Genomic DNA, 13552 nt, shown 5'->3' on the forward strand with positions numbered 1-13552 from the left:
TCAGCAAACGCCTATTAAACCGCAAAAAAAAGATCGCAGCCTGCGCCACCTTCTACATTGGAACGCGATCCCCTGTAGAAGCTGTCGCAGGCTGCGATCTTGAGTGCTTTTTTAGTTCCAGCCAGCGCGATCCATCAAGCGGATAGCTTCGGCCTGGCGTTTACCCGCCACTTCAACCGGCAGGGTGTCAGCCTTGAACTTGCCCCAGGCGGCGACTTCCTTGGAAGGCTCCACGTTCGGATTGGCCGGGAACTCCTGGTTCACGTCGGCAAAGATGTTCTGGGCTTCAGGCGTGGTCATCCACTCCACCAGTTTCTTCGCGGCTTCCGGGTGCGGTGCGTACTTGGTCAGGCCGATGCCCGAGAGATTGATGTGCACGCCACGGTCGGCCTGGTTCGGCCAGAACAGCTTGACCTTCAGGTCCGGCTTCTGCTGGTGCAGGCGACCGAAGTAGTAAGTGTTGACGATACCGACGTCGCACTGCCCGGCATTGATGGCTTCAAGCAGTGCCGTGTCATCGGAGAACACATCGGTGGACAGGTTCTTGACCCAGCCCTTGATGATTTCTTCGGTTTTTTCCGCGCCGTGGGTTTCGATCAGGGTGGCGGTCAGGGACTGGTTGTAGACCTTCTTCGAAGTGCGCAGGCACAGGCGGCCTTCCCACTCTTTACCCGCCAGGGCTTCATAGGTGGTCAGTTCGCTCGGTTTGACCCGGTCGGTGGAGTAGACAATGGTCCGCGCCCGCAGGCTCAGGCCGGTCCAGGCGTGGGAAGACGCGCGGTATTGGGCCGGGATGTTGGCGTCGATCACCTTGGAAGTGAACGGTTGGAGAATCCCCATCTGCTCGGCCTGCCAGAGGTTGCCGGCATCGACGGTCAACAGCAGGTCGGCGGTGGCGTTTTCACCCTCGGCCTTGATCCGCTGCATCAATGGCGCTTCCTTGTCGGTGATGAACTTCACCGAGACGCCCGTCTTTTTGGTGTAGGCATCGAAAACCGGCTTGATCAGCTCATCGATACGCGAGGAGTAGACCACTACCTCATCGGCAGCCTGGGCGGCGGTAGCGCTGATCAGGGTCAAGGCGAGGACGGACAGCAGACGCTTGGGTGCCAACATGGGAGCGGTCTCTCGATTGTTATAAGTGCGCGAATGATAAGGACTCACATTTGCCTTCTCAATCGAACAGTGTCCAGACACGTTTCAAAATGTTGCAACTATGAGAGGTGCTGTGTTTTTGCGTCCGCCATCGCGGGCAAGCCGTGCTCCCACAAAAGCTCCGTCCCACATTGCCCCTGTGGAAGCAAGAGCTTGTGGGAGCAAGGCTTGCCCGCGATAGGGCCATAAGCCCCAACGCATCTCTCAGACCTTGGCCAAATCCGGCAAATCCCCGGTCAACCCCAACGCCTCACGTACGAACAACGCCTTGGCCTCGGGCAGACCGTCCACCAGTTTCAGCCCGGTATTACGCAGCCAACGCACCGGCAACGGATCGGCCTGGAACAGCCGCTCAAACCCTTCCATCGCGGCCATCAGCGCCAGGTTATGGGGCATGCGTCGGCGTTCGTAGCGGCTCAGTACCTTCACGTCCGCCAGCCGTTCACCGCGTCCGGCCGCCTGCAACAGCACTTCGGCCAGGACGGCGGCATCCAGGAAACCCAGGTTCACCCCCTGTCCGGCCAGCGGATGGATGGTGTGGGCCGCATCGCCGATCAGCGCCAGCCCTTCGGCCACGTAGCGCTTGGCATGGCGCTGGCGCAGCGGTACGCACAAGCGCGAATCGGCGCTCAGCACCGTCCCCAGTTGCCCCTCGAAGGCCCGCTCCAGCTCGTTGCAGAAATCCGCTTCCTCAAGCGCCATCAACCGCTGAGCCTCGCCAGGGGTGGTGGACCAGACGATCGAGCACCAGTCGTGCAGGCCGTCGCGCTCCAGTGGCAGGAATGCCAAGGGACCGTTATCGGTGAAGCGCTGCCATGCGGTCATCCGATGAGGCCGGGCGCTGCGCACACTGGTTACGATGGCGTGGTGCAGGTAATCCCATTCCCGGGTGGCAACCCCCGTCAAGCGACGCACGGCGGAGTTCGCACCGTCGGCGGCGATCACCAGCGGTGCCCGCAGGGTGCGGCCATCGGCCAGGGTCAGCAACCAGTCATCGCCGGAGCGGCGCATCTGCTCAAGCCGCGCGTTGGCCAGCAGGCCCAGATCACAGTCATGCAGGCGGTCCAGCAGGGCATCCTGCACGACGCGGTTTTCGACGATGTGCCCCAGGACCTCGGCATGCAGGCTGGCCGCCGAGAAATGGATCTGCCCGGTGCCGCTGCCATCCCAGACGTGCATGTTGGTATAAGGACTGGCGCGCCGGGCGATAATGCCGTCCCAGACCCCAAGACGATCAAGGATCCGCTGGCTCGCCGCCGACAATGCACTGACCCGGGGTTCGAAGGCAGCCTGGGGATCGAAGGGTTTGACGCTCATCGGGCTGCCGTCGAGCAACAGCACTTGCAGGCCACTACCCTGCAACGCCAGCGCCAGGGCGCTGCCGACCATTCCGGCGCCGACAATCAGCAGATCTGCACGCAATTCCATGCTTTAAGCCTGTTGTGCTGGCGACATGAGTCGCCCATGAGAAAAATGATCGAACCAAGCCTCACGCATCGGGACGCGTCCCCAACCCCATGGCCTGGCGGGCGAACCAGCGCTTGGCCGGAGGCAGCAGGTCGAGCCCCAGCAGGCCAAGGTTGCGGCCCAGGGACACCAGCGGCAGGTTGCTGCTGAACAGCCGCGTAACCTGGTCGGAAAACCCGACGGTCAGCGTCTGATCCATCCGCTGACGCTCGCGATAGGCTTGCAGCACGGCGAAATCCCCCGGCGCGCTGTCGCTGTCGAGCAAGGCGTCGGCCAGGGCCTGGGCATCGCGCAGGGACAGATTGAACCCCTGGCCGGCAATCGGATGCAGACTGTGGGCCGCGTTGCCCAGGATCGCCAGATGCGGGCGGACCTGTTCTTCGGCTTCCACCAGCGCCAACGGATAAAGATGCCGAGCGCCAACCTGTTTCAGGGTGCCCAGGCGATAACCGAACACGCCCTGCAATTCGCTGAGAAAGCTGCGCTCATCCAGGGCCGCCAGACGTTGCGCATCCATGCCCTGACGGGTCCAGACCAGCGCGCAACGGTTCTCCGGCAGCGGCAACAAGGCCATCGGGCCGTCGTCGGTGAAGCGCTCGAAGGCCATGCCGTTGTGGGCTTCGCCGGGTGTGATGTTGGCAATCAGCGCGCTCTGCCCATAAGGTCGATTGCGCACGCCAATACCCAGCTGTTCGCGCAGGCTGGAACGACCACCGTCAGCCAGCACGGCAAGGTCGCATTCCAAGGTGGTTTCGTCATCGAGCGTCAGGCGATAGCCGCCGACCATGGGCTCCATCCGGGTGACTTGTGCCGGACAGTGCCAACTGACCACTTCGGTGTCCAGCCCTTGCCACAGGCACTGGCCGAGCCAGGCGTTTTCCACCACATACCCCAGGGCCGGCACCCCTTCTTCCATGGCCGACAACCGCGCCGTGGAAAATCGCCCGCGATCAGACACGTGGATCTGCTTGATCGGCTCGGCGCGACGAGAAACTTCCTGCCAGATACCCAGGCGTTGATAAATCTGCCGGGACCCGAACGACAAGGCCGAGGAACGGGCATCGTAGCTCGGCTGCCAGGCATCGCCGGGGGCGAAGGGTTCGATCAGCATGATCTTCCAACCCCGGGCCTTGGCGCCGGCTTGCAGGGCCAGGGCCAGGCTCGCGCCTACCAGGCCACCGCCGACGATCGCCAGATTGACCCGGCTCATGCCGCATCAGCCCGGGCGGCGGCCATCAGGGCCTCGATTTCGGCGACCGTCTTGGGTACGCCGTGACTCAGGATTTCACAACCGGTTTTGGTCACTACCACGTCATCCTCGATGCGCACGCCAATGCCGCGCCATTTTTTCGCTACGTTGCGGTTGTTCGGGGCGATGTAGATGCCCGGCTCCACGGTCAACGTCATACCGACTTCCAGTACCCGCCATTCGCCGCCGACCCGGTACTCGCCAACGTCGTGCACGTCCATGCCCAGCCAGTGGCCGGCGCGGTGCATGTAGAAGGCCCTGTGGGCTTCGCTGGCGATCAACTCGTCCACTTCGCCCTCCAGCAGGCCCAGGCGCACCAGCCCTTCGGTAATGACTCGCACTGTTGCTTCGTGGGCCTGGTTCCAGTGTTTGTCCGGCGCAATTTCGGCGAACGCCGCTTCCTGGGCGGCCAGCACCACTTCGTAGATCGCCTTCTGCTCGGGCGAAAACTTGCCGCTGACTGGCCAGGTACGGGTGATATCACTGGCGTAGCAGTCGATTTCACAACCGGCGTCGATCAATACCAGGTCGCCGTCCTTGAGCAGTGCGTCGTTCTGCTGGTAATGCAGGATGCAGCTGTTGCGACCCGCCGCGACGATCGACCCGTAGGCCGGCATTTTCGCCCCGCCCTTGCGGAACTCATAATCCAGCTCGGCCTCCAGGCTGTATTCGTACAACCCCGTGCGCGCGGCCTGCATGGCCCGGATGTGCGCCTGGGCGGAAATCCGCGCCGCTTCGCGCATCACCTTCACCTCTGCCGCCGATTTATACAGGCGCATGTCGTGCAGCAGATGATCCAGGGCAACGAATTCGTTCGGCGGCTGGGCACCGAGATGGGCCTTGGAGCGAATCACGTTGATCCACTCCATCAGGTGCCGATCGAATTCCGGGTTGCTGCCCATGGCCGAATACACCCGGTCACGGCCCTCGATCAGGCCCGGCAGGATGTCGTCGATGTCGGTGATGGGAAATGCATCGTCGGCGCCATAGTCACGCATCGCCCCTTCCTGGCCGGCTCGCAGGCCATCCCACAACTCCCGCTCGGCGTTGCGTTCGCGGCAGAACAGGATGTATTCGCCATGGGCCCGGCCGGGCATCAGCACGATCACCGCTTGCGGCTCGGGGAAGCCGCTGAGGTATTGAAAGTCGCTGTCCTGGCGGTAAACGTGCTCGACGTCGCGGTTGCGGATGGCAACGGCGGCGGCGGGCAGGATTGCGATGCTGTTGGGTTCCATCTGCGCCATCAGGGCCTTGCGGCGACGGCTGTATTCCGATTTCGGGATATGAATCATGGGCAGACGGTGTTCCCTTTCAAGCAATCAGTGCAAGGACGGCTTGGCGGCCGGTTCAGCGGTTTTCTTGGTTTCGGTGAACAGCAGCAATGGCGCGACCCGCAGGTACTCCATCACTTCCATGTAGTCGCTTTCACCGTCATCGGATTCTTCCAGGGCGTCCTGGACCTGAGAGATCGCCGCCAGGTCTTGCAATACTTCCTTGGCCTCGTCACTCAACGCATATTCGCGGCGGGTCAGGCCGAAGCCGGCGAGGAAGCCCTGGCACCACTGGCCCAGCGCTGCGGCGCGTTCGGCCAGCGGAGCGTCATCGGTAGGCAGCAGCAGGACGACGGTCATGTCATCGCTGGTCAACTCACCCTTGACCATTTCCTGCAGGCCGATGAGCGCATTGCGCACGTTGTCCGCCGGCTCGCCTTCCAGCAACTCGGCGGCGTCAGCCAGCCAGCCGTCGGCATCGAAGCCGGCGCCGGCGCAACTGCGCCCAAGCAACAGGCCATGCAGTTCAGCAGGCGAGACAGGATGACCGCTGGTGCTCAGCAGGGTGGCAAACGCTTGATACGGGGAATTCTGAATGGGCATGGGCAGCTAGGCGCCAGACGGCGCTATGTCTAGAATGGAGGCCTTGTATCCTACATCGACAGACTCGCCAAGACTATCAGAGGCTGTGCGACCCTATCCCCATCAGACACAATCTTCAGTGGACACAATGGAAGACACCGACCTGCAAGCGCTGATGGCCAGACTCGAATTGCTAATTGAGCGGGTCGAGCAACTTAAGAGCCAAAACGGACTCCTATTAGCTCAGGAAAAGACCTGGCGCGAGGAACGCGCGCACCTCATTGAAAAAAACGAAATCGCCCGGCGTAAGGTCGAATCGATGATTTCGCGCCTCAAGGCCCTGGAGCAAGACTCATGAGTTCAAGCAATAGCGTAACCGTGCAGATCCTCGATAAAGAATATTCGATCATCTGTCCCCAGGAAGAGCGCAGCAACCTGGTAAGCGCCGCCCGTTACCTGGACGGCAAGATGCGCGAGATCCGCAGCAGCGGCAAAGTCATCGGCGCCGACCGCATTGCTGTAATGGCTGCCTTGAACATCACCCACGAGCTGTTGCACCGCCAGGATACGCCGGACGTGCAAGTCAGCGGCTCGACCCGTGAACAGGTGCGCGACCTGCTCGATCGGGTGGATCTGGTACTGGCCACCGACCCGGACGTCAGCAAGGGCTGATTCGCGAGGCTGCCTGGGGTATACTTGCGTCACTCCCTGGGGTGCTTGCCAGTTGGTGATGTCCCTGAGCCGATACGCACAACCACGGGAGTTGCACGTTGGGGCCGGTGTGCATGTCCGCTTGACGGAAAGCCTTAACGCCCCCTGCAACTTCCACCTTGAACTTTCGGGTTCAAGGGCTAAGCCGACAGCGGTTCATCCGGGGAGCCTGATTCTCACAATGCCAGTCATCAAGACTGGCATTGTTGTGTCTGGCGCAGGCATTTCTGAGCGCGCTGTTTTGCGGTTACGCTGTGCTGTCGCCTCCGATTGCGTGAAATATCGATATGACCGAACCCGCGCTGCTGCCGCGCCCGCAACTCCGCCGCCTGCTACGCCAGGCTCGTCGCGCCCTGACACCTGCCCAGCAGCGTGAAGCCGCTCGCGGGCTCTATAGGCAACTGGCCCAGCACCCGCTGTTTCGCCGGGCAAGACACATCGCCCTGTACCTGCCCAACGATGGCGAGATCGACCCGCGCCTGTTGCTGCGCGCCGCTCAGCGCCGGGGCAAGGCCACTTATCTGCCGGTACTGAGCCCATGGCCGCAGACCAAGATGGTGTTCCAGCGCATCCGCCCCGGCGAAAAGCTGCGGCCCAATCGTTTTCGTATTCTGGAGCCGCGGATGAACATCGCCCGGCAACGCAAGGTCTGGACTCTGGACCTGGTGCTATTGCCGCTGGTGGGGTTTGACGATGCGGGAGGTCGGCTGGGCATGGGCGGTGGCTTTTATGACCGCAGCCTGGCGTATCTGGCGCGACGCAAGCAATGGCGCAAGCCGACACTGCTGGGACTGGCCCATGAATGTCAGAAAGTCGAACGGTTGGCGCAGGCGAGCTGGGACGTGCCGCTGCAGGGAACGGTCAGCGACCGGCATTGGTATATCGCGGGGTAGACGCCGCAGGGAAACAGCGGCGTCCGCTAGACCGGCTCAGCGTTTGAGCGAAGGCGCGGGCTGGGTGATTTCCATCGGTGTATCGGTCTTGCTGGCCCACAGACTCTGGGCGTATCCCGTGGTAACGACCCCCAGGCCGAACAGAATGACCAAGATCCACAACAAATCCGGTTTGCGTTTCATCGATTGCCCCCCTCAAGGCATATCACACACGATGACAGCAGCGGTTTTCTTATTGGCCGTGCAGCAGCGTAAAGCTTGGAAGGCCGGCATTTTGCGGCAACCTTCAGCAACACGCAAATGCTGGCGTCAACCGACTGTCGGTTTGTCATAAGATCGCTGAACTTTTTTTATCATTACCGCCCAGGAGTAGAAATCATGGCCTATTGGCTGATGAAATCCGAGCCCGACGAATTGTCCATCCAGGATCTGCAGAAGCTCGACCAGGCGCGATGGGATGGGGTGCGCAACTACCAGGCGCGCAATTTCTTGCGGGCCATGGCGGTGGGCGATGCGTTCTTTTTCTACCACTCCAGTTGCCCGGAGCCAGGCATTGCCGGGATCGGCCGAATCGTCCGCGCGGCCTACCCTGACCCAACAGCGCTGGAACCCGACAGCCATTACTTCGACCCCAAGGCCGGGCCGGATAAAAACCCCTGGACCGCGATCGACGTGGCCCACGTCGAAACATTCCCCCGCGTGCTGAAGCTCGACTACCTCAAGCAACAGACCGCCCTGGCTGAAATGCCGCTGGTGCAGAAAGGCTCACGGCTGTCGGTGATGCCCGTCACGGCCGAACAATGGGCAGCGGTGATTGCGCTGCGCTGATCGCCGATGAGTTGATGGACATCAAGCGGGGTCGGTCGCTGATCCTGCAGACTTCGATGCTACAGCCGCAGGATGCCGGACATGTCGACGAACCATCGTACCTCTCGCTTTTTTGCCTTCGCCTTGATGGCTCTGTTGCTGGCCGCCGGTGGATTTGGCTATTGGAAGTCACGCCAGGATCGCCTCCCGGAAGGCTTGAGCATGGGCAATGGCCGCCTTGAGGCCACCGAAGTCCAGATCGCCAGCAAGACACCCGGGCGCCTGGCCGACGTTCAGGTCGACGAAGGCGACAACGTCATCAAGGGCCAAGTGCTGGCGCGCATGGACACCCGCACCCTGGAGGCCCAGCGCAACCAGGCCGAAGCCGAAGTCACCCGGGCCCGGCAGAACCTCGCCGCCACCGAAGCCAACGTGCAACTGCGCCAGAGCGAACAATTGCTCGCCCATCAAGAACTCAAGCGGACCCAGGAACTGTTCAAGCGCGGTTACGCCAGCGGCCAGATCCTCGACCAGCAACAAGCCCGCGTCGACACCGCCAACGCGGCGGTCAACGCCGCCCGGGCCCAGGTATCGGCGGCGAATGCGGCCATCGGCGCGACCCTGGCCCAGGTGGCCCAGCTCACCAGCGAAATAGATGACAGCACCTTGCGGGCCCCCCTCGACGGCGTGATCCAGTTGCGCCTGGCCGAGCCAGGTGAAGTGCTCGGCGCCGGCGGTCGAGTATTGCTGATGATCGATCCGAGCGACCAGTACATGAACCTCTACCTGCCGGCGTCGGTGGCCGGGAAACTGGCGGTGGGCGATGAAGCGCGACTGTTGCTCGACGCCTTGCCCGAGCGGCCGCTACCGGCCAAAGTCAGCTTCGTCGCGGCCAAATCCCAGTTCACCCCCAAGGAAGTCGAAACCCGTGATGAGCGCCAGAAACTGGTGTTCCGCGTCAAAGTGCACCTGACCCGTCCCGGCGAAGTGCCCCAGGCAAAACCGGGTATGCCCGGGGCCGGTTACGTGCGCACGGCGCCCATTGACTGGCCGGCCAACTTGCAATGAGCGCCACCGCCGGCGAGGCATTGCACGCCTCGGGTCTCGAACATCGCTACGGCCAGCATGTGGCGCTGAGCGAAATCGCCTTCAGCCTGCCCGCCGGCACTCGCTGTGGCCTGATCGGCCCGGACGGTGCCGGCAAATCGAGCCTGCTGGGGCTGATTGCCGGGGTGAAGAAGCTCCAGCATGGCCAACTGGATGTGCTCGGCGCCTCGATTGACGATCGACGCCATCGCAAGACTCTCTACCGACGCATTGCCTTCATGCCCCAAGGGTTGGGGGGCAACCTTTACCCGGACCTGTCGATAGGCGAGAACATTCGGTTCTTCGGCACATTGTTCGGGCTATCGCGAGCAGAATGCGAACAACGCATGGGGACCTTGCTGCTGGCCACCGATCTGCAGCGTTTTGCCGACCGTCCGGCAGGCAAACTGTCCGGCGGCATGAAACAAAAGCTCGGCCTGTGTTGTGCGCTGATCCATGAACCGGACCTGCTGATTCTCGACGAACCCACCACGGGCGTGGACCCGCTGTCCCGGCGACGCTTCTGGGAACTGATAGAGAGCGTGCGCCGGCAAAGACCGCAACTGACCCTGCTGGTCGCCACGGCATACATGGAAGAGGCCGAGCAATTCGAGCACTGCCTGATGCTCGACAACGGTCGCTTGATCGCCAAGGGCTTGAGTGCGGAGCTGGCCAAGGTCACCCCGGACGGCAAGCTCGATTCGGCCTTCACCCACTTCCAGGGCGGCAGCGGCCATGACGCCGAACCGCTGGTGATCCCCCCCAGGACCGCCAACACTACCGACATTGCCATCCAAGCCCACGATCTCACCTTGCGCTTCGGCGATTTCACCGCCGTCGATAACGTCAGCTTCGCGATTGGTCGCGGTGAAATCTTTGGCTTCCTGGGTTCCAACGGTTGCGGCAAGACCACCACCATGAAGGTGCTGACCGGACTGATCCCCGCCAGCGAAGGCAGTGCCCGGCTGCTGGGCAACCCGGTCAACGCCAAGGACCTCGCCACCCGCAAGCGGGTGGGTTTCATGTCCCAGAGCTTTTCGCTCTACGGCGAATTGAGCGTGCGCCAAAACCTGGAGCTGCACGCCAAGCTGTTCGATCTGCCCACTACAGACAGCCGCCAGCGCATCGATGAGCTTATCCAGCGCTTCAATCTCCAGGAACTGGCGGACCAAACGTCCGGGGCGCTACCACTGGGCCTGCGGCAGCGCCTGTCCCTGGCGGTGGCGGTTTTGCATCGCCCGGAAGTACTGATCCTCGACGAGCCGACCTCAGGCGTCGATCCGGCCGCGCGGGATGATTTCTGGCGACTGTTGATCGAGTTGTCTCGCGAGCAAGGTGTGACGATTTTTCTTTCCACGCACTTCATGAACGAGGCCCAGCGCTGCGATCGCATTTCGCTGATGCACGCCGGCAAGGTCCTGGCCTGCAACACGCCAGCGGCCTTGCAAGCGCAGTTCAGCGGTCAGACGCTGGAAGCCGCGTTCGTCACCTGCCTGGAAAACGCCCAGGGCGAAACGCAGCAAGACGCCGCCCCAGTGACCCTTGAGAACGCCGGCGCGCCCCGGGACCGGCGCGGCCTGAGCCTCGGTCGCCTGTGGGCCGTCGCCAGCCGGGAGGGCAAGGAGTTGCTGCGCGACAAAGTGCGGATGGCATTCGCCCTGCTGGGGGCATTGTTCATGATGGTGGTCTTCGGCTTCGGTATTTCCCTCGACGTGGAGAAACTGGCCTTCGCCGTGTATGACCAGGATCAGAGCCCGCAAAGCCGTGCCTACCTGGAGGCGTTCCGCAGCTCGCGCTACTTCGAAGAACGACCGATCATCCGCGATGCAAAGGAGCTACACCGACGCTTGCAGCGCTCGGAGATCAAGCTGGCCCTGGAAATCCCCCCCGGCTTCGGTCGAGACCTCTACGCCGGCCGCCAACCGACAGTGGGCGCCTGGTTGGATGGCGGCATACCGTTTCGGGCCGAGACCAGTCGCAACTACGTCCAGGCGGTGCACCAGGGCAACCTTGAGCAACTGGCTGAATCCAGCAGTCGCGCGCCCTCCCGGCAACCCAGCGCGAAGCTGGAGACACGCTTTCGTTATAACCAGGACGTGGTCAGCGTCAACGCCATCGGCCCAGGGGTCATGGCGCTGATCCTCGCATTCATTCCGGCCATGTTGACGGCGCTGGGCATCGTGCGGGAAAAGGAACTGGGCTCGATCACCAACTTCTACGCTACGCCGCTGACCCGCCTGGAGTTCCTGCTGGGTAAACAAGTGCCCTACCTGGCGGTAAGCCTGATCAACCTGGCCCTGCTGACCGCGATGAACCGCTGGCTGTTTGGCGTGCCATTCAAGGGCAGCGCCCTGACGCTGGCGTTGGGCGGCCTGCTCTATGTGCTGGCGACCACCAGCATGGGGCTGTTGATCTCGGCATTCACCCGCACCCAGATCGCCGCGATCCTCGGCACCATGATCATCACCAGCCTCCCGACCATCCAGTTCTCAGGGCTGATCGTGCCGCGCTCATCCCTGGACGGTGCAGCCTCGGTGATGGGCCAGCTGTTTCCCGCCGGGCACTTCCTCGACATCGCCGTCGGCACCTTCACCAAGGCCCTTGATCTGCGCCAGCTATGGCCACAATGCCTGGCGTTGTTCGGGTTTTTCCTGGGCTTCACCGGGCTCAGCCTGATCATGCTGAAGAAGCAGGAGGCCTGATGCATACGCTTTCACATATCTGGCGTCTTGGGCTCAAGGAACTGACCAGCCTGCGCTACGACTCCGTTCTGCTGCTGTTCCTGGGCTACGCCTTCACCGTGGCGATCTACATGCCGGCCGCCGGTTCGGTGATCGGCGTGCACAACGCCAGTGTCGCAATAGTGGACGAAGACCAGAGCCATCTCTCGCGCCAATTGGCCCTGGTCCTGCAACCGCCGGAGTTCCAGAGCCCGGTGGCACTGCCCTACGCCGAACTGGACAAGGTCATGGACAATGGCCGCTACACCTTCGTCATCAACGTGCCCGCCAACTTCCAGGCCGACCTGCTCGCAGGACGCGAACCGACGCTGCAACTCAACGTCGATGCCACGGCCATGAGCCAGGCGTTCATGGGAGCCGGCTACATCGGGCGGATTTTCCAACAGGAACTGACGACCTATGCCGGCCAGGCACAAGCGAGCGAACAAACGCCCGTGAGATTGACCACTCGTTCGCTGTTCAATACCAATCTGGAAGGTGGCTGGTTCCTCGCAGTGATCCAGATCGTCAACAACATCACGATCCTGGCCATCATCCTGACGGGCACGGCGCTGTTGCGCGAGCGCGAGCACGGCACCCTCGATCACTTGCTGGTGCTGCCGCTCACGGCCTTGGAAATCATGCTGGCGAAAATCTGGAGCAACATGCTGGTGGTGGTGCTATGTACCTGGGCGTCGCTGGAAATCATCGTCAAGTTCGCACTGGGCGTTCCGCTCGCCGGCTCCATGCTGCTCTTCCTGCTGGTGACTGCGCTCTACCTGTTCGCCAGCACCGCCCTGGGTATTTTTCTCGCCACCCTTGCCCGTTCGACGCCCCAGTTCGGCTTACTGTCGATCCCGGTCATCATTCCGATGCTGCTGTTGTCGGGCGGCAGCACGCCGCTGGACAGCATGCCGCAATGGTTGCAATGGGTGATGCAAGGTTCGCCTTCGACCCATTTCGTCAGCCTCAGCGCGGCGATCCTGTTCCGTGATGCAGGCGTTAGCGTGGTATGGCCAGACCTGCTGGCACTGGCGGCGATCGGGCTGTTGTTCTTCGCAATCGCCCTGGGCCGGTTTCGCAAAAGCCTGGCGTCTTGACGAAAAAAAGCAGCCTTGGGTAGCGCCTGAGGATCCGGGCACTGCCAAAGGCTGCGATCGAGCGGGTTTATTGAATGATCAGGTTATTGAACAACAGGTCATCCACCATCGGCTTGCCGGTTTCGTCGTTCATGATCTGCTGGGTCTGCTTCAAGGCTTCCTGACGCAGTTTTTCCTTGGCTTCGATATTGTTCATGGCCTCGGTGGTCTGTTGGGCGAACAGCGCAACCAGCTGATTACGGATCAGCGGCTCGTTGGCCTTCACCGCCGCAGCGGCGGCATCCCCCGTGACACGCAGGGCCACATCGGCCTTGTACACCCTCAGCTTTGCCGAGCCGTCCAAGCCATAGTTGCCCACGAACGGCGGGCTGAGGGTGATGTAACTGACCTTCGGCGCCTCGCCTTCTTTGGCTTCCTCGGCCATTGCCGTCACAGGCAACGACAGGGCCAGCATCAACATGATCCACGCTTTCACATTCGACTCCTCATACGGTTTGCGGCCCAGCATACC

The 13552-nt window shown here is 62.2% G+C and carries 14 protein-coding genes and 1 other RNA gene; 8 read left to right on the forward strand and 7 right to left on the reverse strand.

What is annotated here, in order from left to right; all coding sequences use genetic code 11:
• Positions 1 to 111 precede the first annotated feature (111 nt).
• The 5 genes from T3A99_RS11570 to T3A99_RS11590 form a co-directional block, all read right to left on the reverse strand.
• On the reverse strand, positions 112 to 1116 hold the full coding sequence (locus tag T3A99_RS11570) for an extracellular solute-binding protein (RefSeq protein WP_047226079.1): 1005 nt from the start codon (positions 1114 to 1116) through the stop codon (positions 112 to 114).
• Positions 1117 to 1359: 243 nt separating this feature from the next.
• Positions 1360 to 2577 (reverse strand): 2-octaprenyl-3-methyl-6-methoxy-1,4-benzoquinol hydroxylase, encoded by a 1218-nt coding sequence (locus tag T3A99_RS11575; protein ID WP_171061307.1) that lies wholly within the window; start codon positions 2575 to 2577, stop codon positions 1360 to 1362.
• A 67-nt stretch (positions 2578 to 2644) separates the two neighbouring features.
• A complete protein-coding gene (ubiH, locus tag T3A99_RS11580; protein ID WP_160893860.1) occupies positions 2645 to 3832 on the reverse strand; it encodes a 2-octaprenyl-6-methoxyphenyl hydroxylase in 1188 nt (395 codons plus the stop codon).
• A complete protein-coding gene (pepP, locus tag T3A99_RS11585; protein WP_047226082.1) occupies positions 3829 to 5163 on the reverse strand; it encodes a Xaa-Pro aminopeptidase in 1335 nt (444 codons plus the stop codon). Before pepP ends, ubiH begins: the two co-directional genes overlap by 4 nt.
• A 27-nt stretch (positions 5164 to 5190) precedes the next feature.
• On the reverse strand, positions 5191 to 5745 hold the full coding sequence (locus tag T3A99_RS11590; protein ID WP_047226083.1) for a YecA family protein: 555 nt from the start codon (positions 5743 to 5745) through the stop codon (positions 5191 to 5193).
• 127 nt (positions 5746 to 5872) lie between these two features.
• Here T3A99_RS11590 and T3A99_RS11595 point away from each other — a divergent pair, with 127 nt between their 5' ends.
• The 4 genes from T3A99_RS11595 to T3A99_RS11610 all read left to right on the forward strand — a co-directional run bounded on the left by T3A99_RS11595 (position 5873) and on the right by T3A99_RS11610 (position 7328).
• A complete protein-coding gene (locus tag T3A99_RS11595) occupies positions 5873 to 6082 on the forward strand; it encodes a TIGR02449 family protein (RefSeq protein WP_030138125.1) in 210 nt (69 codons plus the stop codon).
• Complete coding sequence (locus T3A99_RS11600) at positions 6079 to 6396, forward strand: cell division protein ZapA (protein ID WP_047226084.1); 318 nt, start codon at positions 6079 to 6081, stop codon at positions 6394 to 6396. The genes T3A99_RS11595 and T3A99_RS11600 overlap by 4 nt, the downstream gene beginning before the upstream one ends.
• 30 nt (positions 6397 to 6426) lie before the next feature.
• Positions 6427 to 6606, forward strand: a non-coding RNA gene (gene ssrS, locus T3A99_RS11605) — 6S RNA.
• Positions 6607 to 6722: 116 nt separating this feature from the next.
• Entirely contained in the window at positions 6723 to 7328 is a 606-nt protein-coding gene (locus T3A99_RS11610) for a 5-formyltetrahydrofolate cyclo-ligase (RefSeq protein ID WP_047226085.1), read from the forward strand.
• 36 nt (positions 7329 to 7364) lie between these two features.
• Here T3A99_RS11610 and T3A99_RS11615 read toward each other — a convergent pair whose 3' ends face one another.
• Positions 7365 to 7511 (reverse strand): hypothetical protein, encoded by a 147-nt coding sequence (locus tag T3A99_RS11615; protein ID WP_092395219.1) that lies wholly within the window; start codon positions 7509 to 7511, stop codon positions 7365 to 7367.
• Between the two features lie 195 nt (positions 7512 to 7706).
• Between T3A99_RS11615 and T3A99_RS11620 the strand changes: the two genes are divergently transcribed.
• From T3A99_RS11620 to T3A99_RS11635, 4 genes are all read left to right on the forward strand, one after another.
• The gene (locus T3A99_RS11620; RefSeq protein WP_305467093.1) at positions 7707 to 8156 is read left to right on the forward strand and encodes an EVE domain-containing protein; all 450 of its coding nucleotides are present in this window, start codon (positions 7707 to 7709) and stop codon (positions 8154 to 8156) included.
• 81 nt (positions 8157 to 8237) lie between these two features.
• Positions 8238 to 9203: an HlyD family secretion protein gene (locus T3A99_RS11625; protein ID WP_107321378.1), complete on the forward strand. Its 966-nt coding sequence runs from the start codon at positions 8238 to 8240 to the stop codon at positions 9201 to 9203.
• Entirely contained in the window at positions 9200 to 11923 is a 2724-nt protein-coding gene (gene rbbA / locus T3A99_RS11630; protein WP_322834316.1) for a ribosome-associated ATPase/putative transporter RbbA, read from the forward strand. Before T3A99_RS11625 ends, rbbA begins: the two co-directional genes overlap by 4 nt.
• Positions 11923 to 13041, forward strand: coding sequence for an ABC transporter permease (locus T3A99_RS11635; protein WP_047226089.1), 1119 nt, complete (start codon positions 11923 to 11925; stop codon positions 13039 to 13041). Before rbbA ends, T3A99_RS11635 begins: the two co-directional genes overlap by 1 nt.
• Positions 13042 to 13108: 67 nt before the next feature.
• On the opposite strand, the gene T3A99_RS11640 is transcribed toward T3A99_RS11635, so the two are convergent.
• Positions 13109 to 13516 carry a flagellar basal body-associated protein FliL gene (locus T3A99_RS11640; protein WP_047226193.1) on the reverse strand — a complete coding sequence of 136 codons (408 nt, stop codon included), beginning with the start codon at positions 13514 to 13516 and terminating at the stop codon, positions 13109 to 13111.
• Positions 13517 to 13552: the final 36 nt, after the last annotated feature.

Source organism: Pseudomonas sp. N-137 (assembly GCF_034555295.1).
Lineage (GTDB): Bacteria > Pseudomonadota > Gammaproteobacteria > Pseudomonadales > Pseudomonadaceae > Aquipseudomonas > Aquipseudomonas rhizophila.

Bases quoted from the DNA above. Each gene is read 5' to 3' on its own strand.
- T3A99_RS11620 (WP_305467093.1), top strand. From the start codon at position 7,707: ATGGCCTATTGGCTGATGAAATCCGAGCCCGACGAATTGTCCATCCAG.
- T3A99_RS11635 (WP_047226089.1), top strand. From the start codon at position 11,923: ATGCATACGCTTTCACATATCTGGCGTCTTGGGCTCAAGGAACTGACC.
- T3A99_RS11600 (WP_047226084.1), top strand. From the start codon at position 6,079: ATGAGTTCAAGCAATAGCGTAACCGTGCAGATCCTCGATAAAGAATAT.
- T3A99_RS11570 (WP_047226079.1), bottom strand. From the start codon at position 1,116: ATGTTGGCACCCAAGCGTCTGCTGTCCGTCCTCGCCTTGACCCTGATC.
- T3A99_RS11625 (WP_107321378.1), top strand. From the start codon at position 8,238: ATGTCGACGAACCATCGTACCTCTCGCTTTTTTGCCTTCGCCTTGATG.
- T3A99_RS11610 (WP_047226085.1), top strand. From the start codon at position 6,723: ATGACCGAACCCGCGCTGCTGCCGCGCCCGCAACTCCGCCGCCTGCTA.
- T3A99_RS11595 (WP_030138125.1), top strand. From the start codon at position 5,873: ATGGAAGACACCGACCTGCAAGCGCTGATGGCCAGACTCGAATTGCTA.
- T3A99_RS11615 (WP_092395219.1), bottom strand. From the start codon at position 7,511: ATGAAACGCAAACCGGATTTGTTGTGGATCTTGGTCATTCTGTTCGGC.
- rbbA (WP_322834316.1), top strand. From the start codon at position 9,200: ATGAGCGCCACCGCCGGCGAGGCATTGCACGCCTCGGGTCTCGAACAT.
- T3A99_RS11590 (WP_047226083.1), bottom strand. From the start codon at position 5,745: ATGCCCATTCAGAATTCCCCGTATCAAGCGTTTGCCACCCTGCTGAGC.
- pepP (WP_047226082.1), bottom strand. From the start codon at position 5,163: ATGATTCATATCCCGAAATCGGAATACAGCCGTCGCCGCAAGGCCCTG.
- ubiH (WP_160893860.1), bottom strand. From the start codon at position 3,832: ATGAGCCGGGTCAATCTGGCGATCGTCGGCGGTGGCCTGGTAGGCGCG.